The sequence below is a fragment of the Microbacterium sp. JZ101 genome (assembly GCF_053903175.1).
This window is the reverse complement of record NZ_CP096400.1, coordinates 845042-867480: the sequence shown is the minus strand read 5'-3', so window position 1 is coordinate 867480 and position 22439 is coordinate 845042. Positions and strand designations below refer to the sequence as shown.

Sequence of the window (22439 nt, the reverse complement as noted above, 5' to 3'; positions counted from 1 at the left end):
GAGTTACAGCACCTCCGGTGCGAGCGAGACGATCTTCATGAACTTGCGGTCACGAAGCTCGCGGCCGACGGGCCCGAAGATGCGGGTGCCGCGGGGCTCCCCGTCGTTCTTCAGGATGACGGCGGCGTTCTCGTCGAACTTGATGTACGAGCCGTCGGGACGGCGCGTCTCCTTGACAGTGCGGACGACGACGGCCTTGACCACGTCGCCCTTCTTCACGTTGCCGCCGGGGATCGCGTCCTTGACGGTGGCGACGATCGTGTCACCGAGACCCGCGTAGCGGCGGTTCGAGCCGCCGAGCACGCGGATGGTGAGCAGCTCCTTGGCGCCGGTGTTGTCAGCGACCTTGAGGCGGGATTCGTTCTGAATCACTTCTTACTCCTTGGTTCCAAGCGAGCCCCGGAGGGCTTACTTGGCCTTCTCGAGGATCTCGACCAGGCGCCAGCGCTTGGTGGCGCTCAGCGGGCGGGTCTCGTTGATGACCACGAGGTCGCCGATGCCGGCGGTGTTCTGCTCGTCGTGCGCCTTGAGCTTCTTCGTGCGACGGATGACCTTGCCGTAGAGGGGGTGCTTCACGCGGTCCTCGACCTCGACGACGATCGTCTTGTCCATCTTGTCGCTCACGACGTAGCCGCGGACGGACTTGCGGTAGCCGCGCTCGGCGGTCTCCTCGGTCTTGTTCTCGGTGGCCATCACTCAGCCTCTCCCTCGGCGGCAGCCGGCGTCTCCGCCTTGTCCGCCTTCTTCGCCTTGGTCTTCTTGGCCTTCGTCTCGACCGGAGCCGGCGTCGCCCGGATCCCGAGCTCGCGCTCGCGGATCACGGTGTAGAGACGCGCGATGTCGCGCTTGACCGCACGGATGCGGCCGTGGCTCTCCAGCTGGCCGGTGGCCGACTGGAAGCGCAGGTTGAACAGCTCTTCCTTGGCCTTGCGCAGCTCCTCGACGAGGCGCTGGTCTTCGAACGTGTCGAGCTCCTTGGGGGCGAGCTCCTTGGTGCCGATCGCCATTACGCGTCGCCCTCCTCGCGCTTGATGATGCGTGCCTTGAGAGGCAGCTTGTGGATTGCTCGGGTCAGTGCCTCACGGGCGAGCTGCTCGTTGACACCGGCGACCTCGAAGAGGACGCGACCCGGCTTGACGTTTGCGACCCACCACTCGGGCGAGCCCTTACCGGAGCCCATTCGGGTCTCGGCGGGCTTCTTCGTGAGCGGACGGTCGGGGTAGATGTTGATCCACACCTTTCCGCCACGCTTGATGTGACGCGTCATGGCGATACGAGCTGCCTCGATCTGACGGTTCGTCACGTACGCGGGCGTGAGCGCCTGGATGCCGAAGTCGCCGAAGCTGACCTTCGTGCCACCCGTGGCCTGGCCGTCGCGCTTGGGGTGGTGCTGCTTGCGGTACTTGACCTTGCGGGGGATGAGCATTACGCCGACGCTCCTTCCGCGACCGGCGCTGCCTCGGCGTCGTTGCGACGCGGGCCACGACGGCCGCCACGGTCGCGCTGCGAGGAGGGCTTACGCGAAGCCTCTTCACGCGCGAGTTCCTTGTTGGTGAGGTCGCCCTTGTAGATCCAGACCTTCACGCCGATGCGGCCGAAGGTGGTCTTCGCCTCGTAGAAGCCGTAGTCGATGTTCGCGCGGAGCGTGTGCAGCGGCACACGGCCCTCGCGGTAGAACTCCGAGCGGCTCATCTCGGCGCCGCCGAGACGGCCCGAGACCTGGATCCGGACGCCCTTGGCGCCGGCGCGCTGCGCACCCTGCAGGCCCTTGCGCATCGCGCGGCGGAAGGCCACGCGGGCGCTGAGCTGCTCGGCGACACCCTGCGCGACGAGCTGAGCGTCGGCCTCGGGGTTCTTCACCTCGAGGATGTTCAGCTGGATCTGCTTGCCCGTGAGCTTCTCGAGCTCACCGCGGATGCGCTCGGCCTCCGCACCGCGGCGGCCGATGACGATGCCCGGACGCGCGGTGTGGATGTCGACGCGCACGCGGTCGCGGGTGCGCTCGATCTCGATGTTGCTCACGCCGGCGCGGTCGAGCGACGTGGTGAGCAGCTGACGGATCTTGATGTCCTCGGCCACGTAGTCGGCGTACCGCTGACCCGGCTTGGTCGAGTCAGAGAACCAGCGCGAGACGTGGTCCGTGGTGATGCCGAGGCGGAAGCCGTACGGGTTTACCTTCTGTCCCATTACTTGCTCGCCTTCTTGTTGCCCGCAGCGGCCGCCTCGGCGACCTCCGGGGTCGAGAGCACGACCGTGATGTGGCTCGTGCGCTTCTTGATCTGGAACGCGCGGCCCTGTGCACGGGGCTGGAAGCGCTTGAGCGTCGTCCCCTCGTCCACGAAGGCGTTCTTCACGTACAGGTCCTGCTCGTTGAGGTACTCACCGGCGTTGCCGGCCTTGACCTGCGCGTTGGCGATCGCCGACTCGACGAGCTTGTAGATGGGCTCCGAGGCGGACTGCTGCGCGAACTTGAGGATCGCGAGAGCCTCCTGGGCCTGCTTGCCCTTGATGAGGGCCACGACACGACGAGCCTTCTGAGGGGTCACGCGGATGTGTCGCACACGTGCGATGGACTCCACCATTTCTCTCTCCTCTCGGTCGCCTTAGCGGCGACGGCCCTTCTTGTCGTCCTTCACGTGACCGCGGAAGGTGCGGGTGGGCGCGAACTCGCCCAGCTTGTGGCCGACCATGGTCTCGGTCACGAACACGGGGATGTGCTTGCGACCGTCGTGCACGGCGATGGTGTGTCCCAGCATGGCGGGGATGATCATCGAACGGCGCGACCAGGTCTTGATGACGTTCTTGGTACCCGCCTCGTTCTGCGAGACAACCTTGCGAAGCAGGTGCTCGTCGACGAAGGGGCCCTTCTTCAGACTGCGTGGCATCTTCTTGACTCCTACTTGCGCTTCTTGCCGGCGTTACGACGACGAACGATGAGCTTGTCGCTTTCCTTGTTCGCGTGACGGGTGCGGCCCTCAGGCTGACCCCACGGCGTGACGGGGTTGCGACCACCGGAGGTCTTGCCCTCACCACCACCGTGCGGGTGGTCGACCGGGTTCATCGCGACACCGCGGACGGTCGGGCGGACGCCCTTCCAGCGCTTGCGGCCGGCCTTGCCCCAGTTGATGTTGGACTGCTCGGCGTTGCCGACCTCGCCGATGGTGGCGCGGCAGCGTGCGTCGACGTTGCGGACCTCGCCCGAGGGCAGACGGAGCTGCGCGTAGGGGCCGTCCTTGGCGACGAGACGCACCGAGGCGCCCGCCGAACGGGCCAGCTTCGCGCCGCCGCCGGGGCGGAGCTCGATCGCGTGGATGACCGTACCGGTGGGGATGTTGCGCAGCGGCAGGTTGTTGCCGGGCTTGATGTCGGCGCCGGAGCCCGACTCGACGATGTCGCCCTGACGGAGCTTCTCGGGCGCGAGGATGTAGCGCTTCTCGCCGTCGAAGTAGTGCAGGAGCGCGATGCGCGCGGTGCGGTTGGGGTCGTACTCGATGTGAGCGACCTTCGCGTTGATCCCGTCCTTGTCGTTGCGACGGAAGTCGATCACACGGTACTGGCGCTTGTGGCCACCGCCGATGTGACGCGTCGTGATGCGGCCCTGGTTGTTGCGGCCACCCGTCTTGGCGAGCGGGCGGAGCAGCGACTTCTCGGGCGTCGAGCGCGTGATCTCTGCGAAGTCAGCCACCGACGAGCCGCGGCGACCCGGGGTCGTGGGCTTGTAGTTGCGAATAGCCATTTCTCTCTATTCCTCCTGGCCGTCTCAGGCGACAGCCGTGAAGATGTCGATGGTGCCCGACTTGAGGGTCACGATGGCGCGCTTGGTGTCCTTGCGCTTGCCCGTGCCGAAGCGGGTGCGGCGTGCCTTGCCGACGCGGTTGATCGTGTTCACCGAGGCGACCTTCACGTCGAAGATCTTCTCGATCGCGAGCTTGATCTCCGACTTGTTCGAGCGGGGGTCCACGATGAACGTGTACTTGCCCTCGTCGATCAGGCCGTAGCTCTTCTCCGAGACGACCGGCGCGATGATGACGTCGCGCGGGTCCTTGTTGAGAGCGGTCATGCCGAGACCTCCTGGGTGGCGCCGGTCTTCTGCGCGATGAACGCGTCGATCGCGGCCTTCGTGAACACGACGTCGTCGGAGGTGACCACGTCGTAGGCGTTGAGCTGGTCAGCGGCCAGGACGTGGACGTTGCGCAGGTTGCGCACGCTCAGCCAGCCGAAGTCGTCCGTGCGGTCGAGCACGACGAGGACCTTCTTCGACGAGGTGACCTGCGCGAGGAACTGCGCAGCGGCCTTCGTCGAGGGCTTCTCGGTGCCGAACGCGTCGACGACGTGCAGGCGTCCGCCGCGGAAGCGGTCGCTGAGCACGCCCGCGAGGGCGGCGGCGATCATCTTCTTGGGGGTGCGCTGCGAGTAGTCGCGCGGCTTCGGACCGTGGACGATGCCACCGCCGGTCATGTGCGGCGCACGGATCGAGCCCTGGCGGGCGTTGCCCGTGCCCTTCTGCTTGAAGGGCTTGCGGCCGGCGCCCGAGACCTCACCGCGACGCTTGGTCGAGTGGGTGCCCTGGCGAGCCGCCGCGAGCTGCGCGACGACGACCTGGTGGATCAGCGGGATGTTCGTCTTGACGTCGAACACCGAAGCGGGAAGCTCGACCGTGCCGGTCTTCTTGCCGTCGGTGCCGAGGACGTCGAGAGCGAGAGTCGAGTCAGCCATGTGCCTCAGGCTCCCTTCACAGCGTTGCGGACGAAGACGATCCGGCCGCGCGCACCGGGGACGGCGCCCTTGACGAGCAGCAGACCCTTCTCGGCGTCGACGGCGTGAACCGTGAGGTTGAGGACGGTCACGCGCTCGCCGCCCATGCGGCCGGCCATGCGCATGCCCTTGAAGACGCGGCTCGGGGTCGACGACGCGCCGATCGAACCGGGCTTGCGGTGGTTGCGGTGCGCACCGTGCGAAGCCGAGACGCCCTTGAAGTTGTGGCGCTTCATGACACCCGCGGTGCCCTTGCCCTTGCTGGTGCCGACGACGTCGACCAGCTGGCCGGCCTCGAACACGCCGTCCACCGTGAGCTCCTGGCCCAGGGTGTAGTCGGCGGCGTCCGCAGTGCGGATCTCGGTGAGGTGACGACGGGGCGTCACGCCGGCGGCCTCGAAGTGGGCCGTGAGGGGCTTGTTCACCTTGCGGGGGTCGACCTGCCCGTAGCCGATCTGGACGGCGTTGTAGCCATCCTTCTCGACCGAGCGGATCTGCGTGACCACGTTCGGAGCGAGCTCGATCACCGTGACGGGGATGAGCTTGCCGTTCTCGTTCCAGACCTGGGTCATGCCGAGCTTGGTGCCGAGCAGACCCTTCGAAACCTTGTTGTTGATGTCAGCCATGTCGAACCTCAGAGCTTGATCTCGATGTTGACGTCAGCAGGGAGGTCCAGACGCATGAGCGAGTCGACCGCCTTGGGGGTCGGGTCGACGATGTCGATGAGGCGCTTGTGGGTGCGCATCTCGAAGTGCTCGCGGCTGTCCTTGTACTTGTGAGGCGATCGGATGACGCACACGACGTTCTTCTCCGTCGGGAGCGGCACCGGGCCGACGACCTGAGCGCCGGCACGGGTCACCGTGTCGACGATCTTGCGCGCCGACGTGTCGATGACCTCGTGGTCATACGACTTCAGGCGAATGCGGATCTTCTGTCCCGCCATTGTCTGTCTCTCTTTCCGCGTCGTACCTCTCGGGCATTGGACGCACTGCGGCGCTGGCGCGCCTTCGGCACATCGAGGCCGCCCGAGGACGGCGCATGCTGCACCACTGTTCTGCTGTCAATCGGCCGTCCGGAGACGACCGCAGCCGCACTTCTCCCCGGGAGGGGAGGTGGGGTTGTGTGTGTTCTGCTGCCCGCGGCCTAGGTCTCTGCGCTCGAGGCGCCGCCTATGCACTGCCCTGGCAGTGATCCGGCTGGCGCGCCGAAGCGCACGCCGGAATGTGGAACCTGTCTATTCTGCCATCCCCGACGCCGTCGTCGCAACCCGGGCGTGTCGCGCCCCGGGCCGTTGTGCCGCAAGGGATCCCGGGCAGGCGTTCAGGTTCGTCGCGCACCCCTCCGGGTGCCCCGTCTCCGGGCTGCCGGGGCGGTCGCGCCCCCTCCTGCATGTCTCACTTTCGGCGGCCATCCGCTCGTCATTCCGGCGACGAGTGAGACACGGACGAGTGGGTCGCCGACGTGCTGCGGGGGATGTCTCGGTTTCGGCGGCCATCCGGTCACCATTCCAGCGACGAGTGAGACACGGATGGGGGTGGTAGCACGGCCGATGCGGGCATGTCTCACTTTCGGCGGCCATCCGGTCACCATTCCAGCGACGAGTGAGACACGGACGGATGGATGTCTCACGCGCTGCGGGGCATGTCTCGGTTTCGGCGGCCATTCGGTCGCCATTCCAGCGACGAGTGAGACACGGACGGATGGATGTCTCACGCACTGCGGGGCATGTCTCGGTTTCGGTGGCCATCCGGGCACGATTCCAGCGACGATTGAGACACCGGTGGCACCGCCTGAGACACCACCAGGTGGGTGTCTCACTCGCAGCGGCTATGGGCCCTCGATTCCCACGCCAGGTGAGACACGGCCAAGGTGGCGGATCCGTGCTCCGATGCCGTAGGCCGATCCGCCTCGAGGATGCTCATCCGCTTGCCGCGATTCGCGACGAACCGGCGTCCGTTCGAAGCGCGGCTGCCCCACACGCCAGCCCCGCCCGCCGAGCGAGCCTCGTGCCGCTCAGTACCAGCCGACGGACTGGGAGTGACCCCACGCGCCGCACGGGGTGCCGTAGGTGCCCGCGATGTAGCTCAGGCCCCACGCGATCTGGGTGGCCGGGTTCGTCGCCCAGTCCGCGCCGAACGACGCCATCTTGTCGCCGGGGAGCGCCTGCGGGATGCCATAGGCGCCGCTCGACGGGTTCTGGGCGGTCGACGACCATCCCGACTCCTTGTCCCAGAGGGACACGAGGCACGCGAACTCGCCGTCGCCCCAGCCGTACTGGTCGGCCGCCATCTGCCGTGCGATCTCCTGCGCGCTGCCCGACGGCACCGCCGGCGCCTGGGGCGCGGGCTGAGGCGCGGGAGCAGCCTGCTCCTGCTGAGCCTGCTCCTCCGCCGCCTGCTGCTCCGCCGCGGCCTGCTCCTCCGCGGCGCGCTGCTCCGCCGCGGCCTGCTCTGCGGCCGCCTTCTCGGCGGCAGCCTTCTCCGCGGCGGCCTTCTCGGCCGCGGCCTTCTCCTCGGCGGCCTTGCGCTCGGCGTCGGCCTTCTCGGCGGCAGCGGTCTCGGCGACGACCTCGTCGGTCTCCGCCTCGGCGTCCTCGGCCGCGGCGAGCACCGTCACGACGGGGAGCTTGTCGGAGGCGTCGAGCGTCGCGACGTACTTCTCGAGCTGCGCCGTGTCGACCGAGGGGTGCGCCTCGTCGATCGCCTGCTGCGCGGCGTCGAGGGCCTCGGTCGCCGTCCGCGCCGCGGTGTCGACCGTCGCCGCGGCCGTGACCTCCTGCGCGGTGCGCGGCACGGGCGTCAGCTCGACAGCGGCCGCGGCGACGCTCCCGCCCGCGGCGGAGAGGCACAGCGCGAGAGCCGACCCGATCGCCCAGCGGCGACGGCGGCGGCGCTCCTTCTCCTGACGGAGGAGCACGAGGTGGTTCGGGCGGGGGAAGGGGGTGAGAAGCTGCTCGGCCATGCGGTGTCCTGATCTCGTGTTCGTGGCTCAGTACCAGTCGGTGGCCTGGGAGTGCCCCCAGGCGCTGCAGGGGGTGCCGTACGCGGCGGCGATGTACTCGAGGCCCCAGGCGATCTGCGTCGACGCGTTGGTCTGCCAGTCGGCGCCGGCCGTCGCCATCTTGTCGCCGGGGAGCGACTGCGGGATGCCGTAGGCACCGCTCGAGGGGTTGGTCGCGGTGTACGACCATCCCGACTCCTTGTTCCAGAGCGAGACGAGGCACGTGAACTCGCCGTCGCCCCAGCCGTACTGCTCGGCGGCCATGGTGCGGGCCGTCGCCTGCGCGCCCTCGACCGTGTTGGCGGCTGCCGCGGCCTCGGCGGCGGCAGCGGCCTCCGCCGCCTCGCCGGCCGCCTTCTCCTCGGCGGCCTTCTTCGCGGCCTCCGCGTCGGCGGCTTCGGCGGAAGCGGTCTCGTCGACGACGCGCTCGGTCTCGGCAGCGGCGTCTGCGATGGCGGCCTCGACGGTGACGACGGGGAGCTTGTCGTACGCGCGGAGGGTGTCGACCTGCTCGACGAGCGCGGTCGTGTCGACCGACGGATGGGCGTCGGCGATCGCCGCCTCGGCCTCCTCGATCGCCGACGTCGCGGCCTCGACCGTCTCGGGCTGCACGAGGGCGACCGTCACCTCGGCGGCCGTGCGTGCGCCGGTGTGGAGCTCGGCGGCCGCTGCCGCGACGCTTCCGCTCGCGGCGGTCACGCAGAGGGCGAGCGTCGCGCCGATCGCCCAGCGGCGGCGCGTGCGTCGCTCCTTCTCCTTGCGGAGCAGCGAGAGGTGGTTCGGTCGGGGGAACGGGGCGAGCAGGGGCTCACCCGCTTCGAGATCGCGGGGCATTCAACGTCCTGTGTCGTGGGGGCCGGCGGTGCGCCGGGGCGGGCGCCGGTCTCGCCGGTGAGGATGCCGGTGTCGGGTGCACCGGTGCGGCCGCCGTTCGGGCGTCGGCCACAGGACGAAGACCCTGACCCGCGAGTCTGGGCGGTCTCTGGGTATGCCCTCCGAGGCGCATGGATGGCCCCGCGCACGTCGATCACGGAATGTAACGGATCGATAACGAGAGATCCGCATGCTGACGCGGATCGCGGAGGGGCGCGTCACACCGCCCGAACGGGAACCTCCGAAATGCCTGGCAATCCCCCGAAGCGGGCGCGATCAGCGCGTGAGCGCCACTCCCTCGGCGACGAGGACGCCGCGGATCTCGTCGATCTCGGCGGCGTCGAGCGCGCCGAGCGGGGCGGATGTCGCGGGCGTCGCGATCACGCCGCGCAGCCACAGCGCGGCCTTGAATGCCCCGAGCGCCGCGGCCGTGTAGCCGAGTCGCGCACGGTCGCCGACCTCGGTGATGCGGAAGAGCCGGATGAGCCGCTCCTGCTCGCGCCGTGCGGTCGCGATGTCGCCCGCGGCGACGGCCCGCTCGATGGCGACGTAACCGGCGGGATCGACGTTGCCGAGGCCGGGGACGATGCCGGCCGCGCCGAGCTCGAGGGCCAGGTCGGCGAACAGCTCGGAGCCGGTGAAGACGGCGACGTCGGTTCCGGCGACGGCGTCGAGCGCCCGCCGGAAGCCCGCGATGTCGCCGCTGGAGTCCTTGAAGCCCGCGATCACACCATCCCGAGCTAGCTCGCCGAGGACGGATGCCGGAAGCGGCACGTGCGTCGCAGACGGGATGTCGTATGCCACCACGGGGATCGACACGGCCTCCGCCAGCAGCCGGTAGTGGCGGGAGATCTCATCGGCGTGCGGCGCGACGTAGAACGGGGGCGTTGCGACCACGGCATCGACGCCCGCCGCCTCCGCCCGCAGCGCGTGCCGCACGACCCTCGCCGTGCCCGTGTCGATGACGCCCGCGAGCACGGGGACGCGCCCGGCCGCCGCCTCGACCGCGACCTCCGCCGCCCGCACGCGCGTCTCGTCGTCGAGCAGGGCGATCTCCCCCGTCGACCCGCCGACGAAGACGCCGCCCGCGCCCGCCGCGATCTGGTCCTCGACGACCCGGACGAGGCTCGCCTCGTCGAGAGCCCGCTCATCCGTGAGGGGCGTGACGACAGGAGGGATGACTCCGCGCAGCATGTGCCGCACCCTACCGAACGCACGGGGCGAGCGGGTGAACCGCCCTGGACGCAGACGAGGGCCCCGCCGTCCGGCGGGGCCCTCGTGCGCTCACGGCTGCGTCAGCGGTCGTTGCCGATCGCGCCGTCGATGTTGTCGCGGACCTCGTCGATCTTGCCGTCGACCGAGTCCGGGAGGATCTTCTTCGCGAAGTCGGCGACGCCGCCGAGCACGTTGTCGCTCACCTGCTCGGCCTGGTCGCTGTGAAGCGCCTCGTCGACCTTGTCCTTGTTCTGCTCGTAGAGATCCTTGCCCTTGTTCACGAGGTCATCCAGACCCATGTCACCCTCCTCGGCGTTGGACGCCCGCAGGTCCGGGCGCTTCGCGATCAGTCTGGCATCCGGGGAGCGCAACCGGCTAGACATCCGGGTGAATTCGTGCATGGGGTGCCCGGGGCGCGACCGGACCGGCCACGACGCGCGGCGCGTCAGGAGGCCGTGACGCGAGGCGCGTCAGGAGGCCGCGACGCGCGGCGCGTCAGGACGCGGTGTCGCCGGGGAAGAGCGCGGCCTTGCCGGTCTTCAGGAGGATCACGATGTCGCCCATGACGCTCCAGTTCTCCACGTAGGAGAGGTCGAGACGCACGCTGTCGTCCCACGAGAGCGTCGAGCGTCCGGAGACCTGCCACAGGCCCGTGATGCCGGGCTTGACGAGGAAGCGGCGGTGCACGTGGTCGGCGTACTGGTCGACCTCGCGCTGGATGGGCGGGCGAGGGCCGACGAGCGACATGGATCCGCCGAGCACGTTGAACAGCTGCGGCAGCTCGTCGAGGCTGAACTTGCGCATGACCCGGCCGACCTTCGTCACGCGCGGGTCGTCCTTCATCTTGAACTGCACCTCGTTGCCGAGGTCCTGCTGCTCGATGAGGTCGTCGAGGAGGTGCTCCGCGCCCACGACCATGGAGCGGAACTTGAGCATCTGGAACTCGCGCCCGTGGCGCCCGATGCGGGTCTGCTTGTAGATGACGGGGCCGGGCGAGGAGACCTTCACGATGGCCGCGAGCACGAGGAGCACGGGGCTCAGCAGCGTGACGATGAAGAGCGAGCCGAAGAGGTCCATCATGCGCTTGACGAAGCGCTGGCCCGGCGAGAAGCGCGGGGTCTCCACGTGCATGAGCGGGAGGCCCGACACGGGGCGCATGTGGATGCGCGGACCCGCGATGTCGGTGATGCTCGGCGCGAGCACGAGGTGCTGGCGACCGGCCTCGAGCGCCCAGGAGACCTGCTTGACCCGCTGCGGCCCGAGTTCGTCGGTGCTCGTGATGACGACGGTGTCGGCGCCCGTCACCTCGATCGCGCGCTCGACCGAGTTGACGCTGCCCATGACGGGGATGTCGGTGTCGGTGAGCTGCCCCGCGATGCGCCCGGTCGGGATGCACGCGCCCACGATCCGGTAGCCGGCGCCCTTCGCGCGCTTGAGCTCGCGCGCCGTGTGCGCGACCGAGCGCTCGGAGCCCACGAGGAGGACGCGCGCCGAGTACTCCCCCTTCGCGCGCTGCCGCGCGAGCCAGCGTCGCCAGATCCAGCGCTCGATGAAGAGCGCGGCGACTCCGGACGGGAGGGCGATGAGCAGGTACCCGCGGGCGATCTCGACCTTGAGGAGGAAGGCCGCGATGGCGATGACGCCGAAGAGCATGAAGCTCGCGTCGAAGATGCGCTTGTACTCGGCCGTCCCGACGCCGATCACGCGATCGGAGCGCGTGTCGTTGAGGGCGAGCACCATCATCCAGAGCAGCACGACGACGACCGAGAGCATCGTGTACGACGTGAGCCCCGGCAATGCCGGGATCGGCATCTCGATGAGCTTGTGCATGCCGAGCCAGCTGAACTGCGTGCCGAACACGACGAGCGTGAGGACGATGAAGTCGGTCAGGCGCAGGTAGCGCGCGTAGCGCTTGCGCCAGTTGAACTTCGGCGGCGCCGACGCGGCGACGACCGGGATCTTGCCGCTCGCGGTGCGCACGAGGGCGGGGAACGCTGCGCTCGTCGTGAGAGCAGAGGCGGTCGTCGCGGCGGCGGACTCGGCGTCCGCGGCGCGCTGCCCGCTTCGTGTGATCTCCGTGGTCACGCGTGTTCCCCCGTGTCCTGATCGAAAGATGGACTGAGGCAGTGTACCGCGCAGGTTATTCCCAGACACGCCGAGGCGCGCGCGAAACGGCTCGAACGGGCGCTTCTGCCCATCAGCCGCATGCCGTCAGCGCACCCGTCGTCGCCTGCACCATCGGGGTCGAGCGCAGCGCGAGCGGGCCGAACTCGCCCTCGCCCGAGAACGTCGCCGTCACCGTCGCGAGCTCGCTCGGGTCGAGCACGGTCGTGAACCACGCGACCGGACGACCGAGGTCGACGACGTCGTCGCGCCGGAGCGTGACCTCCTCGCCCTCCACCGCGACCGACTCGACGGTCGTGCCCGGAGGGCCATACACGTATACCTGCGTGTGGAAGCGCGTCCCGTCGGTTTGGCTCTTCACATACTGCGGAAGCGCATCCGCGGTCGCCTGGTCGATGTCGAGGTGCAGCGTCGTCCGCACCTCGAAAGTCGACGCGTCGGCCTGGCACGTCTGCGTGACGTCGATGTTCGACTTCATGTAGTAGTCGATCTTCGACGCCGACTCGTCGCGGAAGAACACGCCGAGGGTCGTCTGGTCGTCGTTGTCCTTCGGCAGGATGCCCGCGACCTTCTCGTCGGCGATCTGCTTCTGGACATCCTCGTTCTGGCTGTGGAAGAGGATGTTGCCGCCCTCGATCCCGTGGCGGATGGCCCACAGCATCGACTGGATGTCGAAGTCGCCGGCCGACACCTTCGTGAAGACCTGCTCGGCGACGCTCGCGAAGAACTCGTCGGCCGCGGCCGGATCGGTGACGCTGTCGAAGCGGCTGTAGACGTCGCTCAGCAGCAGCTGCGCGGCGTTCTGGCTCGTCATGACGTCGCCGGTCGTCAGCTGGATGGGCCCGGTTGCCTCGAGGATGTAGCCGAGCGCGATCGGGTCGATCGACGCGACCCCGTCGATGCGGTCGTCGGAGATGTCGCGCTGCCAGAACTTCGTGACGATCTCGGCCATCGTCGGGAAGTCCGGACGGCTCGGCGACGTGTTGACGTGGTGGATGAGGTACTCGTTGTAGAGGTCGAGCGCGCTCTGGTCGACGTCGACGTCGACCGGCACGAACTCGGTGAAGTCGGCGCTCGAGGCCTGGTTCACGATCTGCAGGTTGCCCGCATCGGCGCTCATGAGGGTCTGCGACGCCGCGGACCCGCCGAGGCCGACCGACTCCGCGTTGTTCTGGAACACGAGCAGGTAGTTGCGCGAGCCGTTCGCGCCGAGCAGCTCAGGGCCGTACTCGAACGCGGGCGCGGCGACCGACATCACGGAGTCGACGAGGTTCACACCGGTCTGGACAGGAGCGATGAGCGTGCCGGCGGCCTTGACGTCGGCGATGCCCTCGGCGATGCGCACGACGTCGTCGGTCGAGTCCTGGAGGAGCGGCAGCACGCGCGCGATGATCGACTCGCCGCTGTCGGATGACATCGCCTCGAGCGCGGGCTGGCCGATCCGGTTGCTGACGACGTCGAGCGCCTCGGCCGCGAGGCGCACGCCGCGAAGGTTGTCGCCGGCCCACGGGATGAACTCGGCGAGGCGCCACACCGGGTCGACCGAGACGCTCGCGGCGTTCGCGGCATGCTCGCCGAGGATGGGCACCGACACCTCGAGGGTTCCGCCGTCCTGCACGTGGTTCACCACGCGCTGGGCGGCCTCGAGCTCGCTCTTGACGATGAGCACGCGCGCGCCCAGCCACAGGCCCGCGACCACGAGGACGGCGATGCCGATGAGCACGCCGATGCGGATGCGGCGGCGACGCGAGCCGTCGCCCTTCTCCTTCGCGCCCTTCCCGGGCGGCGGGGCGGATGGCGGTGCCGCGCTCTCGCCCCGGGGCGCGTCGAGGAGCTGGGTCGGCGCGTCGAAGCGCTGCGTCGGCGTCGCGTCGGCGGCCCCGCCGACCGCGCCCATGCGGGTCGTCGGCGTCTCCCCCGCGTCGCGCGGGGTGTGCAGCACCTGCGTCGCGGGCGCCGCGTCGGCGCCGCCCGGCGCCTGCGCGGAACCCGGCGCGTCCTGCCGCTCGAGGTCGAACACGTCGATGCGGCCGGTCGCGGCCGCATCGATCCCGGTGGCGTAGAACCCGGGCTCCTGCGGTGCCTCAGCCTGGCGTGCGAGCCGTCGGGCGCGTCGACTCAGGGGCTTGTCGCGCGCGTCGTCCTGCGAGTGGGGCATTCTCCAACCCTACGAAACCTTCTGCAAGATTCCCTCGTTGTCGCGTGCGCGACATGGCCGGAGCGCGCGGCCCCGGCCATCCGCTCGTCTCAGTCCTCGGGGCGCGCGGGCGTCTCCGTGGGGTCGGGCGTCGCGGTCGGCGACGCCGTCGGCGTCGGCCCGTCGGCGGGCGAGAAGTCGCCGGCCAGGAAGACGGCGCTGCCCGTCAGCGGCACGGTCACGGTGCCGTTCTCGGGCTCGAGGGTCGTCACGGCGCCCGACATGTCGGTCATCGTGATGGGGCCCGACGCCTCGTACTCGGCGCTGGCCTGGCCGTTGAGCGTCCACGCGACGCGGACGCCGTCGGACTCCTCGCCGAAGAGGTAGGAGTGGTTGCCCGACCCGATGTCGTCGCGCGCGGTCGCCTCGCGCCCGCCCAGCTGGTCGATGAAGAGCGCCTGGGCGAAGGCGGCGGGCTTCGGAGCCGCGGTCGCGACGCTCGCGGCCTCCTGGTAGAACATGCCGAAGTTGCCCTCGTGGTTGTTGCCGTCGGTGCTGTCGTCGATGAGGTCGTACCAGTAGTACTTCTCGACGCCGTTCGCGAGGCTCACGGCCTCGGCCGCGACGAGGTTCTGCGCCTGCGCCTCGAGCGAGCGCGCCTGGCCGAGCTCGTTGCCCGTCGTCCATCCGAACTCGGTGAGCCAGATCGGCAGCTCGCCGCCCGCGCCCGCCTGCATGTTCTCGCGCGCGTCGGCGAACGCGCCGGTCAGGTTCTCGGGCTGCTGGTAGTACGACGGGTTGTACGGGTGGAAGCTCATCGCGTCGGCGTGCGCGAGGGTGTCGGTCTCGGCCCACAGGCGCCGGAACCACTCGGCGTCGTAGTTGGCCGTCGAACCCGCGATGATGGGGATCGAGTCGTCGACCTTCGCCTGCACCGACTGGACGAGCGGGAAGTAGCAGGTCGGCGCGGTGCCGCAGCCGCCCGTGTTGAAGCGCTCGTGGTTGAACTCGTTGAACACCTCGAGGCCGACGACGTCGAACCGCTGCGCGATCGCCGCGGCGTAGTTGCCGTACGCCTCGACCGCGCCGGGCGACGACGGCGGGTTGCCGCCGTCGTAGAGCGGGTTGCCGTAGTTGACGATGCCGAGCAGGCCGATGCCGTGCGCGTGCATCTTGTCGAACTCGGACGTGTAGTGGCTGCCGAACTCGTAGACGCCGGGCGTGCGCTCGTTCTGCTCCCACAGCACGTCGTTGCGCGCCGAGCCGAAGCCGACCGACTGCAGCACGTCAGCCGCGTCGACGTACCACGACTGGTCGACGTGGGTGATCGCGCCGATGCGCTCGTCGGGCGCGATGCGGGCGCCCTCGAAGTCGACGACGGCGACGGGGGTCGCGACGCTCTGGCCCGAGGCGTCGGTGACCGAGACGCGGTAGTAGCCCTGCGTCACGCCCTCGAGCGGGATGGCCGAGACGCCGTCGCGCAGCGGGGCGGTCCCCTCGGCCGCGACCGAGCCGTCGGCGCGGGTGACCTGCCAGCGCGCGTCGCCGGCGCCCATCTTCACGCCGAGCGCCGCGCTCTTCTCGCGGAGGATCAGGGCGTTGTTGAGGATGCCCCAGTCGGAGGTGACCTCCTCGAACGACGGGTTCGGCACGACGTTCTCGCCGCCCTGGGGCGTCAGCGAGAGGTCGTCGATGCCGAGACCCGACACCGGCCCCTCGATCTGGATCGCGATGGTCGTCTCGCCGGCGCCCTCGGGCGCGGTGTACTCGCCCTCGACCTCGGTCCACGACGCGTCGATCTCGCCGAGCTCGATGCGCGTCTCGCCGATGAGGATGGCCGCGGAGACGGGCTCGGGCAGGGTCGCCATCTGGCGCACCTGCGCCGAGAAGTCGTAGGTGGTTCCCGCCTGGACCGCGACCGTCGCGGTGAGGGCGGCGACCGGTGCGTCGACGACAGGGGCGTCGATGTACGCGGAGGTCTCGCCGCTCGCGGCATCGCCCGCCTGCGGCCACACGTCGGCGATCTGCGCGGAGCCCGCGCCCTGCCATCCGTTGAGCGCGCCCTCGACGGGAACCGAGACCGGCAGCTCGACGGGCTCCGGCGTGGGGGTCGGCGTCGGGGTGGGGGTCGGCGTCTTCGTCGCCGTCGGCGTCGCGGTCGGCGTCTCCGACGCGACCGGCGCGGGCTGCTGCGTGAGGTTGAGCGCGAGCGCCGTGCCTCCGCCCAGCACGGCGACCGCGCCGACGGCGCTCGCCGCGATGATGGCGATCTTCTTCTTGTCTCTCTGGCGAGCGAACATCGGCTGGTCCTTCCCCCGAGGGCTGGTCGACTGCGTCAATCCTGTCACCCGCGCGGCTCCTCCCCCTGCGCATTGCCCGGGGATGCCGCCTCCCGGCGCCGGCCATCCGCCTCCGTAGGATTGACGCATGCCGCACGACACCCCGCTCATCGACGTCGTCGTGCCCGTGTACGGCGGCTGGGATCATGTCGAGCCGTGTCTGCGCGCGCTCGAGGAGCAGACGGTCGCAGCGAACGTCATCGTCGTCGACGACCGCTCGCCCGACGACACCGCCGACCGGATCGCCCGCGCGTTCCCGGGCGTGACGCTCCTGCGCAACGGCCGCAACCGCGGATTCGCGCACACCTGCAACCGCGGCATGGCGCACGGCGAGGCGCCGTACGTGCTCCTCGTGAACAGCGACGTCATCGCCGAGCCGACGCTCGTCGAGCACGTCCTGGCGGCCTTCGAGGCGGCGCCGTCGACGGTCGGCAGCGTGGCTCCCCTGCTCCTGCGCCCGGATGGCCGCGTCGACTCCCTGGGGATCACGGTCGACGCGACGGCTGCGGGCTTCGTCCGCTATCACGGCGCGACGGTCGACCGCGCGTCGGCGACGCGGCCCGCGCTGCTCGGACCGTACGGCGCCGCCGCGGCATATCGTCGCCGCGCGCTCGGCGAGGTCGGCCTGCTCGACGAGGGCATCTTCATGTACGGCGAGGAGCTCGACCTCGCGTTCCGACTGCGGGCCGCGGGATGGGACGCGATCGGCCTCGAGACGCCGGGCGGCATGCACATCGGCGGCGCGTCGGCCGGCGAGGGCTCGCCCAAGCAGCGGTACCTCGCGGGCTTCGGGCGCGGCTACCTCCTGCGCGCGTGGGGCATCCTCCGGACGCGTCGGGCGGCGCGCGCACTCGTGACCGAGGCGATCGTGTGCCTGCGCCGGATCGTGCTGTACCGCGACGTGAAGTCGCTCACCGGGCGGATCGCCGGATGGCGCGCGGCGGCGCGCGAGGTGCGGCCGCAGTTCCCGCTCGCGGCGGCGGATGCCTCGATCGACATGCCCCGGTCGCTCCGGATGCGCTCGGCGTCGTTCTGGGAGAAGCTGTGACGGGCTCTCGCTGATGGCCCTCGCACGACGGCTCCTGAGCTTCTCGACGATCCCGGCGGCGTCGGCGCTCATCCCGTTCCTCGTCCTGCCGGTCCTCGCGTACAACGCGGGAGCGGGCCCGTGGGTCGCCGTCGCCGTCGGCCAGTCCGTCGGCGGGTTCTTCGCGCTCGCCGTGAGCCTCGGCCTCAATGTCGTCGGGCCCACGCTCGTGAGCCTCGCGCCCGAGGCCGAGCGCCCCGAGCTCTTCGCGACCGGGACGCGCGCTCGCCTCGCGGTCGCCCTCCCCGGGGCGCTCGTCGCGGCGGTGATCGCAGCGGTGCTTGCTCCCGGTGCCGACGCCCCGATCGCGGCGACCATGGCGGTCGCGATCACGCTCGGCGGGCTGTCGTCGGCGTGGTTCCTCATCGGGCTCGGGCGGCCGCTGCCGCTCATCCTGTTCGAACTGCTCCCCCGGGCCGCCGCGACCGCACTGGGCGGCGCGATCATCCTCGTCGGCGGCCCTGTGCTCTGGTACCCGGCGCTCCTGCTGCTCGCGATCGCGGGAGGCGTCGCCGCATATGCCGCGACCGTGATGAAGCCCGCCGCCCTCGTGCGCGGCGACTGGCGGGGATCGCTCGCCTTCGCCCGTCGACACCTCGCGGCGGCGGCGACGGAGACGGTGAGCGGCGCGTACACGACGCTCGCCGTGTCGCTCGTCACGGCCGGGACGACAACCGCGCAGGCCGCCGCCTACGTCTCCGGCGACAAGCTGTTCCGGATGGGCCAGACGGTCGTGGGCGCGCAGGGCAACGCCCTGCAGGGCTGGGTCGTCGAGGAGGATCGCGCGCACTTCGGCGCCCGCGCGCGCAAGGCCCTGCTCCTGCACGCGGTGCTCGGCGTGCTCGGGTTCGCGGCCTTCGCGCTCATCGGGCCGTGGCTGACCGGCATCCTCTTCCGCGGGAAGGAGATGGACGCGGCCACCGCCATCCTCTTCGGCGCAGCGATCCTCTGCATCTCGCTCACGACATCCCTCGGGCGGCATGTGCTCGTGCCGCTCGGGCGCACCCGCGCGATCTTCGTGAGCGTCGTGGCAGGTGCGGTCGTCGGCGTGCCGCTGACGCTCGCGCTGTCGGCGCTGTGGGGGTCGGTCGGCGGCGCGACGGGCCTCGCCTCCGCCGAGGTCGTCGTGCTCCTCGTGCAGGTGGGGTACGTGCTCGCGGCGCGGAAGGCGAGGGTGTGATGCGGGTTCTCGTGGTCGTCCTGAACTGGAACGGCATCGACGACACCGAGGAGTGCCTCGACGCCCTCGCGGCGCAGACGCGTCCGGCCGACGTGCTCGTCGTCGACAACGGCTCCTCCCCCGACGACGTGCGGCGTCTTCGCGCGCGAGCCGCGAGCGGGGCCATCCGCCTCCGCCTGGAGCCCGAGAACCTGGGATTCGCGGGCGGCGTGAACGTCGGCATCCGCCTCGCGCAGCACGACGGCTACGACGCGGTCGCGCTGCTGAACAACGACGCGCTCCCCGAGCCCGACTGGCTCGAGGCACTCGTCGCGGCACTCGAGGCCGACGCGGACGCGGCGATCGCGACCGGGCTGCTCCTCCGGCGCTCCGACGACCCCGCGATCGCGGGCACGATCGACACCGCCGGCGACGGCCTGAGCGTCTGGGGCATGCCGTTCCCCCGCGGGCGATCGGATGGCCGCGCGGACGCCCCCGGGAAGGGGCGCGTATTCTCCGCGAGCGGCGGTGCGTCGCTCTATCGCACGGCGCTCTTCGATGAGATCGGCCTGTTCGACGAGACGTTCTTCGCGTACTTCGAGGACATCGACATCGGGTTCCGCGCGCGGCTCGCGGGCCACGAGATCGTGTACGAGCCGGCGGCTGTCGCCCATCATCGGATCGGCGCGACGAGCGGACGCATCCCCGGCTTCACCGTGCGGCAGACGTTCAAGAACCTCCCCGTGCTCCTCGTGAAGGACGTGCCCGCAGGCCTCCGTCACGTCATCTGGCCGAGGTTCGCCCTGCTCTTCGCGATGATGCTCGGCAAGACCTTCGCGACCGGCTCGGGAGGGCATGCCCTGCGCGGAATCGGCGGGGCCATCCGCCTGCTGCCGCACGCGCTGCGGGAGCGCCGCCGGATCCAGGCCGCCCGCATTGCGACCGCGGCGGACATCGACGCGCTCCTGCTGCACGACCTTCCTCCCGAGCAGCATGGGATGCGGAAGCTGCTGCGCGTCTTCCGGCGCTGAGGCCGGGCCGGGGCGGGTGGCCCGGGGCGCGTGTGGTTCGGACGGGGCCGGGGTGCTCAGCGGCGTCACCGGATTCGGACTCGTGGGACAGATGTGCGCGTGTCGCACGACACCAGGCCACACCAGCCCCACCGATCCGAATCGGGTGACGGCAGCGACGTCACGGGAATCGGAGTCGTGGGGCAGAAGTGCGCGTGTCGCACGACACCAGGCCACACCAGCCCCACCGATCCGAATCGGGTGACGGCAGCGACGTCACGGGAATCGGAGTCGTGGGGCAGAAGTGCGCGTGTCGCACCACGCCAGGCCACACCAGCCCCACCGATCCGAATCCAGTGACGGATGACCCGCCCCGCCACCCGCGCCCGCCATCCTGCCCCGCCCTGGCGCCGGCCCCGGCTACCCCGCGAGCTCGTCGTGCAGCGTCTGGGGCGCGCGACCGAGCGCTTCCGCCAGCGCCGGATGCACCGCCGCGAACTCCCCGGCGTGCGCCGCGGCGAACATCTCGACGAGCATGCCCGCGAGGAAGGCGTGGACGCCCGCGTCGAGGAGCCCCGAACGGAACTCCTCGGGCGAGACGACCGTGTGGCGGATGGCCTTCCCCGTCGCGCGCGACGCGACGTCGGCCACGGCCGCCATGTCGAGGGCTTCGCCGCCCGTGAGCGGCGGTGTCGCGCCGGTGCCGAGGCCGGTCGTGAGCGCGACGGCCGCGGCGTCGGCGAGGTCGGCGTGCGTGGTCCAGGAGACGGGGCCGTCGACGGGAGTCCGCAGCTCCCCCGTCGCCATCGCCCCGGTCAGCAGGATCGGCACGGTCGAGGCATAGAACCCGTTGCGCAGCGAGGTGTACGACAGGCCCGACTCGTCCAGGGCGGCCTCGGTCGCGTGGTGATCCCGCATCGGAGAGAACAGCGAGTCGGCGCGCGACGCCATGTGGCTCGTGTAGACCAGGTGCTCGACGCCCGCACCGCGCGCGGCGTCGATCGCGCGGCGGTGGAGCTCGACCGTATCCGGGCCGTTTCCGCGCGCCGAGACGAGAAGCACGCGCCGCGCTCCCTCGAAGGCGTCGATGAGCGACGCGCGGTCGGCGTAGTCCGCGCGGCGCACGCGGACCCCGCGCTCGGCAAGGCCCGCGGCCGCGGCTGGATTGCGGACGGCGACGCCCACCTCCTGCGCCCCCACGCGGTCGATGAGACGTTCGACAACCGCACTGCCGAGCTTGCCCGTGGCGCCTGTGACGATGATCATCCGTGCTGTGCTCCTCGTGTTCGCGCGCCGGCGCACAGCCGACGCGGTGGATGGCCCGAGTTCCGGGCGTCTCCACCCTCGCGCCGCGCCCGTCGCGGTGGAAGGATCGGGTCGGTCACGGGTATTGCCCCTGGAGTCATACCGGCACGCCATCGCGGTCGGGATGGTCGAGGATGGTCGCAGAAGAGGAGGTGCGATGCTCGAGTCCCGATCGCTCCGCTACTTCGTCGCGGTGGCGGAGGAGCTGAACTTCACGCGTGCCGCCGAGCGCCTGCGCATGTCGACGCCGCCGCTCTCGCGCGCCATCCGAGCCCTCGAGCGCGAGCTCGGCGTCACCCTGTTCGAGCGGAGCACGCACGCCGTGTCGCTCACGTCGGCGGGCATCGTCCTCCTCGAGCACGCTCGCACGGCCCTCGATGCGCTGCACGCCGCGGGACGCCGGGCACAGCGTGCGGCGGCCGCCCCGCGCGGCGTCGTGCTCGCGATGAAGGCCGACAACGACGGCGGATTCCTCGATGCTCTGCTCCGGCGCCTCGCCGAAGACGAGCCCGACCTCGAGGTCTCGGTGCGCCTATGCGCGTGGGGCGAGGAGCCCGTCCTGCTGCGGCGGGGCGAAGCGGATGTCGCGCTCATCCGCGGAGCGTTCGACCGCGCGGGCCTGGATGCCGACCGCCTGAGCGAGGAGGAGACCGTCGCCGCCGTGCGCGTCGACCATCCGCTCGCGGGAGCGCCGCTCGCCGGATCGGGCACGACCCTCGCTGCACTCGCGCTCCCGATCTCGGGTCCTGACGACGAGGCGGGCTTCCACGCGTACCAGCGTGCCCTCGTTCGCGACCACGACATCCGCGACCTGCCCCAGCTGCTCGCGCTCGTCGAGTTCGAGGGCATCGTCGCGCTGCTTCCCGCGCATGTGGCAGAGCGGTACCCGCGCCCGGGTGTCGCTTATCTGACGGTGGCCGACGCTCCGACGACGGAACTGTCGATCGCGTGGCCGCAGGACTCGCGGTCGCGCGCCGTCGCGGCGCTCGTGCGGGCAGCGGAGCAGGTCGCGGACGCCCCGGATCCGGCCCGGGCCCGCTGAGGCCGCCGGCGACCGCAGCCGAGGAGGCAGCGACGGGCCGGCACGTCAGGCCGAGTGACACAGCCGTCGAGGGCGCGACAGGGACACCACGTCGGGCCGAATGACGTCACCGGATTCGGAGCCTTGGGGCAGAAGTGCGCGTGTCGCACGCCACCGGGCCACACCAGCCCCACCGATCCGAATCGGGGAACGGCACCGACGTCACGGGAATCGGAGTCGTGGGGCGGATGTGCGCGTGTCGCACGACACCAGGCCACAGCGGCCCCACCGATCCGAATCGGGATACGGATGGGCGGTGTGGGAAGTCAGGTGACGGACGCGGGGCACGGATGGCCGGTACGGCAGGGCCGGGCCCGGTGACGGACGGCCCGTGACGGACGCGGGACACGGACG

The 22439-nt window shown here is 70.6% G+C and carries 24 protein-coding genes; 4 read left to right on the top strand and 20 right to left on the bottom strand.

Annotation, left to right across the window (positions count from 1 at the left end; translation table 11 throughout):
- Positions 1-3: 3 nt before the first annotated feature.
- The 19 genes from rplN to M1D56_RS03800 form a co-directional block, all read right to left on the bottom strand.
- The gene (rplN, locus tag M1D56_RS03890; RefSeq protein WP_271172378.1) at positions 4-372 is read right to left on the bottom strand and encodes a 50S ribosomal protein L14; all 369 of its coding nucleotides are present in this window, start codon (positions 370-372) and stop codon (positions 4-6) included.
- Between the two features lie 36 nt (positions 373-408).
- Positions 409-693, bottom strand: a complete 285-nt coding sequence (gene rpsQ / locus M1D56_RS03885; RefSeq protein WP_271172379.1) for a 30S ribosomal protein S17 — start codon at positions 691-693, stop codon at positions 409-411.
- On the bottom strand, positions 693-1007 hold the full coding sequence (gene rpmC, locus M1D56_RS03880) for a 50S ribosomal protein L29 (protein WP_271172380.1): 315 nt from the start codon (positions 1005-1007) through the stop codon (positions 693-695). Before rpmC ends, rpsQ begins: the two co-directional genes overlap by 1 nt.
- Positions 1007-1426, bottom strand: a complete 420-nt coding sequence (rplP, locus tag M1D56_RS03875; protein WP_271172381.1) for a 50S ribosomal protein L16 — start codon at positions 1424-1426, stop codon at positions 1007-1009. The genes rpmC and rplP overlap by 1 nt, the downstream gene beginning before the upstream one ends.
- A complete protein-coding gene (rpsC, locus tag M1D56_RS03870; RefSeq protein WP_271172382.1) occupies positions 1426-2187 on the bottom strand; it encodes a 30S ribosomal protein S3 in 762 nt (253 codons plus the stop codon). The genes rplP and rpsC overlap by 1 nt, the downstream gene beginning before the upstream one ends.
- On the bottom strand, positions 2187-2582 hold the full coding sequence (rplV, locus tag M1D56_RS03865; RefSeq protein ID WP_271172383.1) for a 50S ribosomal protein L22: 396 nt from the start codon (positions 2580-2582) through the stop codon (positions 2187-2189). Before rplV ends, rpsC begins: the two co-directional genes overlap by 1 nt.
- Before the next feature lie 21 nt (positions 2583-2603).
- Positions 2604-2885: a 30S ribosomal protein S19 gene (rpsS, locus tag M1D56_RS03860; RefSeq protein ID WP_147911206.1), complete on the bottom strand. Its 282-nt coding sequence runs from the start codon at positions 2883-2885 to the stop codon at positions 2604-2606.
- 11 nt (positions 2886-2896) lie between these two features.
- Entirely contained in the window at positions 2897-3736 is an 840-nt protein-coding gene (rplB, locus tag M1D56_RS03855) for a 50S ribosomal protein L2 (protein ID WP_271172384.1), read from the bottom strand.
- Positions 3737-3760: 24 nt separating this feature from the next.
- On the bottom strand, positions 3761-4060 hold the full coding sequence (rplW, locus tag M1D56_RS03850) for a 50S ribosomal protein L23 (RefSeq protein WP_271172385.1): 300 nt from the start codon (positions 4058-4060) through the stop codon (positions 3761-3763).
- Positions 4057-4716: a 50S ribosomal protein L4 gene (gene rplD / locus M1D56_RS03845; RefSeq protein WP_456284754.1), complete on the bottom strand. Its 660-nt coding sequence runs from the start codon at positions 4714-4716 to the stop codon at positions 4057-4059. Before rplD ends, rplW begins: the two co-directional genes overlap by 4 nt.
- Positions 4717-4721: 5 nt before the next feature.
- Positions 4722-5381, bottom strand: a complete 660-nt coding sequence (gene rplC / locus M1D56_RS03840) for a 50S ribosomal protein L3 (RefSeq protein WP_271172387.1) — start codon at positions 5379-5381, stop codon at positions 4722-4724.
- An 8-nt stretch (positions 5382-5389) separates the two neighbouring features.
- Entirely contained in the window at positions 5390-5698 is a 309-nt protein-coding gene (gene rpsJ, locus M1D56_RS03835; RefSeq protein WP_098409068.1) for a 30S ribosomal protein S10, read from the bottom strand.
- Between the two features lie 1070 nt (positions 5699-6768).
- Positions 6769-7716, bottom strand: coding sequence for an aggregation-promoting factor C-terminal-like domain-containing protein (locus M1D56_RS03830; protein ID WP_421074720.1), 948 nt, complete (start codon positions 7714-7716; stop codon positions 6769-6771).
- 27 nt (positions 7717-7743) lie between these two features.
- Positions 7744-8589, bottom strand: a complete 846-nt coding sequence (locus tag M1D56_RS03825; protein ID WP_456284753.1) for an aggregation-promoting factor C-terminal-like domain-containing protein — start codon at positions 8587-8589, stop codon at positions 7744-7746.
- 315 nt (positions 8590-8904) lie between these two features.
- On the bottom strand, positions 8905-9822 hold the full coding sequence (locus M1D56_RS03820; RefSeq protein ID WP_456284752.1) for a dihydrodipicolinate synthase family protein: 918 nt from the start codon (positions 9820-9822) through the stop codon (positions 8905-8907).
- Between the two features lie 101 nt (positions 9823-9923).
- Positions 9924-10142: a hypothetical protein gene (locus M1D56_RS03815; RefSeq protein WP_271172391.1), complete on the bottom strand. Its 219-nt coding sequence runs from the start codon at positions 10140-10142 to the stop codon at positions 9924-9926.
- Positions 10143-10338: 196 nt separating this feature from the next.
- The gene (locus tag M1D56_RS03810; protein WP_309299959.1) at positions 10339-11928 is read right to left on the bottom strand and encodes a sugar transferase; all 1590 of its coding nucleotides are present in this window, start codon (positions 11926-11928) and stop codon (positions 10339-10341) included.
- Between the two features lie 112 nt (positions 11929-12040).
- Complete coding sequence (locus M1D56_RS03805; protein WP_456284751.1) at positions 12041-14125, bottom strand: DUF4012 domain-containing protein; 2085 nt, start codon at positions 14123-14125, stop codon at positions 12041-12043.
- An 89-nt stretch (positions 14126-14214) separates the two neighbouring features.
- Positions 14215-16404 carry a carbohydrate binding domain-containing protein gene (locus tag M1D56_RS03800; protein ID WP_456284750.1) on the bottom strand — a complete coding sequence of 730 codons (2190 nt, stop codon included), beginning with the start codon at positions 16402-16404 and terminating at the stop codon, positions 14215-14217.
- 127 nt (positions 16405-16531) lie between these two features.
- Here M1D56_RS03800 and M1D56_RS03795 point away from each other — a divergent pair, with 127 nt between their 5' ends.
- The 3 genes from M1D56_RS03795 to M1D56_RS03785 are packed head-to-tail and all read left to right on the top strand — an operon-like array spanning position 16532 to position 19720.
- Positions 16532-17491, top strand: a complete 960-nt coding sequence (locus tag M1D56_RS03795) for a glycosyltransferase family 2 protein (RefSeq protein WP_456284749.1) — start codon at positions 16532-16534, stop codon at positions 17489-17491.
- Positions 17492-17504: 13 nt separating this feature from the next.
- Positions 17505-18710, top strand: coding sequence for a lipopolysaccharide biosynthesis protein (locus tag M1D56_RS03790; protein ID WP_456284748.1), 1206 nt, complete (start codon positions 17505-17507; stop codon positions 18708-18710).
- On the top strand, positions 18710-19720 hold the full coding sequence (locus M1D56_RS03785) for a glycosyltransferase family 2 protein (protein WP_456284747.1): 1011 nt from the start codon (positions 18710-18712) through the stop codon (positions 19718-19720). Before M1D56_RS03790 ends, M1D56_RS03785 begins: the two co-directional genes overlap by 1 nt.
- A 399-nt stretch (positions 19721-20119) precedes the next feature.
- On the opposite strand, the gene M1D56_RS03780 is transcribed toward M1D56_RS03785, so the two are convergent.
- Positions 20120-20965, bottom strand: coding sequence for an NmrA family NAD(P)-binding protein (locus M1D56_RS03780; RefSeq protein WP_456284746.1), 846 nt, complete (start codon positions 20963-20965; stop codon positions 20120-20122).
- 196 nt (positions 20966-21161) lie between these two features.
- Between M1D56_RS03780 and M1D56_RS03775 the strand changes: the two genes are divergently transcribed.
- On the top strand, positions 21162-22046 hold the full coding sequence (locus M1D56_RS03775) for a LysR family transcriptional regulator (protein WP_456284745.1): 885 nt from the start codon (positions 21162-21164) through the stop codon (positions 22044-22046).
- Positions 22047-22439 lie beyond the last annotated feature (393 nt).

Coding starts and splice junctions, on each gene's coding strand:
- M1D56_RS03830 (WP_421074720.1), bottom strand. CDS start 7,716: ATGGCCGAGCAGCTTCTCACCCCCTTCCCCCGCCCGAACCACCTCGTG.
- rpsS (WP_147911206.1), bottom strand. CDS start 2,885: ATGCCACGCAGTCTGAAGAAGGGCCCCTTCGTCGACGAGCACCTGCTT.
- M1D56_RS03790 (WP_456284748.1), top strand. CDS start 17,505: ATGGCCCTCGCACGACGGCTCCTGAGCTTCTCGACGATCCCGGCGGCG.
- rplP (WP_271172381.1), bottom strand. CDS start 1,426: ATGCTCATCCCCCGCAAGGTCAAGTACCGCAAGCAGCACCACCCCAAG.
- M1D56_RS03780 (WP_456284746.1), bottom strand. CDS start 20,965: ATGATCATCGTCACAGGCGCCACGGGCAAGCTCGGCAGTGCGGTTGTC.
- rpmC (WP_271172380.1), bottom strand. CDS start 1,007: ATGGCGATCGGCACCAAGGAGCTCGCCCCCAAGGAGCTCGACACGTTC.
- M1D56_RS03815 (WP_271172391.1), bottom strand. CDS start 10,142: ATGGGTCTGGATGACCTCGTGAACAAGGGCAAGGATCTCTACGAGCAG.
- M1D56_RS03785 (WP_456284747.1), top strand. CDS start 18,710: ATGCGGGTTCTCGTGGTCGTCCTGAACTGGAACGGCATCGACGACACC.
- rpsQ (WP_271172379.1), bottom strand. CDS start 693: ATGGCCACCGAGAACAAGACCGAGGAGACCGCCGAGCGCGGCTACCGC.
- M1D56_RS03820 (WP_456284752.1), bottom strand. CDS start 9,822: ATGCTGCGCGGAGTCATCCCTCCTGTCGTCACGCCCCTCACGGATGAG.
- rplB (WP_271172384.1), bottom strand. CDS start 3,736: ATGGCTATTCGCAACTACAAGCCCACGACCCCGGGTCGCCGCGGCTCG.
- M1D56_RS03805 (WP_456284751.1), bottom strand. CDS start 14,125: ATGCCCCACTCGCAGGACGACGCGCGCGACAAGCCCCTGAGTCGACGC.
- M1D56_RS03775 (WP_456284745.1), top strand. CDS start 21,162: ATGCTCGAGTCCCGATCGCTCCGCTACTTCGTCGCGGTGGCGGAGGAG.
- rplV (WP_271172383.1), bottom strand. CDS start 2,582: ATGGTGGAGTCCATCGCACGTGTGCGACACATCCGCGTGACCCCTCAG.
- rpsC (WP_271172382.1), bottom strand. CDS start 2,187: ATGGGACAGAAGGTAAACCCGTACGGCTTCCGCCTCGGCATCACCACG.
- rplC (WP_271172387.1), bottom strand. CDS start 5,381: ATGGCTGACATCAACAACAAGGTTTCGAAGGGTCTGCTCGGCACCAAG.
- rplD (WP_456284754.1), bottom strand. CDS start 4,716: ATGGCTGACTCGACTCTCGCTCTCGACGTCCTCGGCACCGACGGCAAG.
- M1D56_RS03825 (WP_456284753.1), bottom strand. CDS start 8,589: ATGCCCCGCGATCTCGAAGCGGGTGAGCCCCTGCTCGCCCCGTTCCCC.
- M1D56_RS03800 (WP_456284750.1), bottom strand. CDS start 16,404: ATGTTCGCTCGCCAGAGAGACAAGAAGAAGATCGCCATCATCGCGGCG.
- rpsJ (WP_098409068.1), bottom strand. CDS start 5,698: ATGGCGGGACAGAAGATCCGCATTCGCCTGAAGTCGTATGACCACGAG.
- rplW (WP_271172385.1), bottom strand. CDS start 4,060: ATGACCGCTCTCAACAAGGACCCGCGCGACGTCATCATCGCGCCGGTC.
- M1D56_RS03795 (WP_456284749.1), top strand. CDS start 16,532: ATGCCGCACGACACCCCGCTCATCGACGTCGTCGTGCCCGTGTACGGC.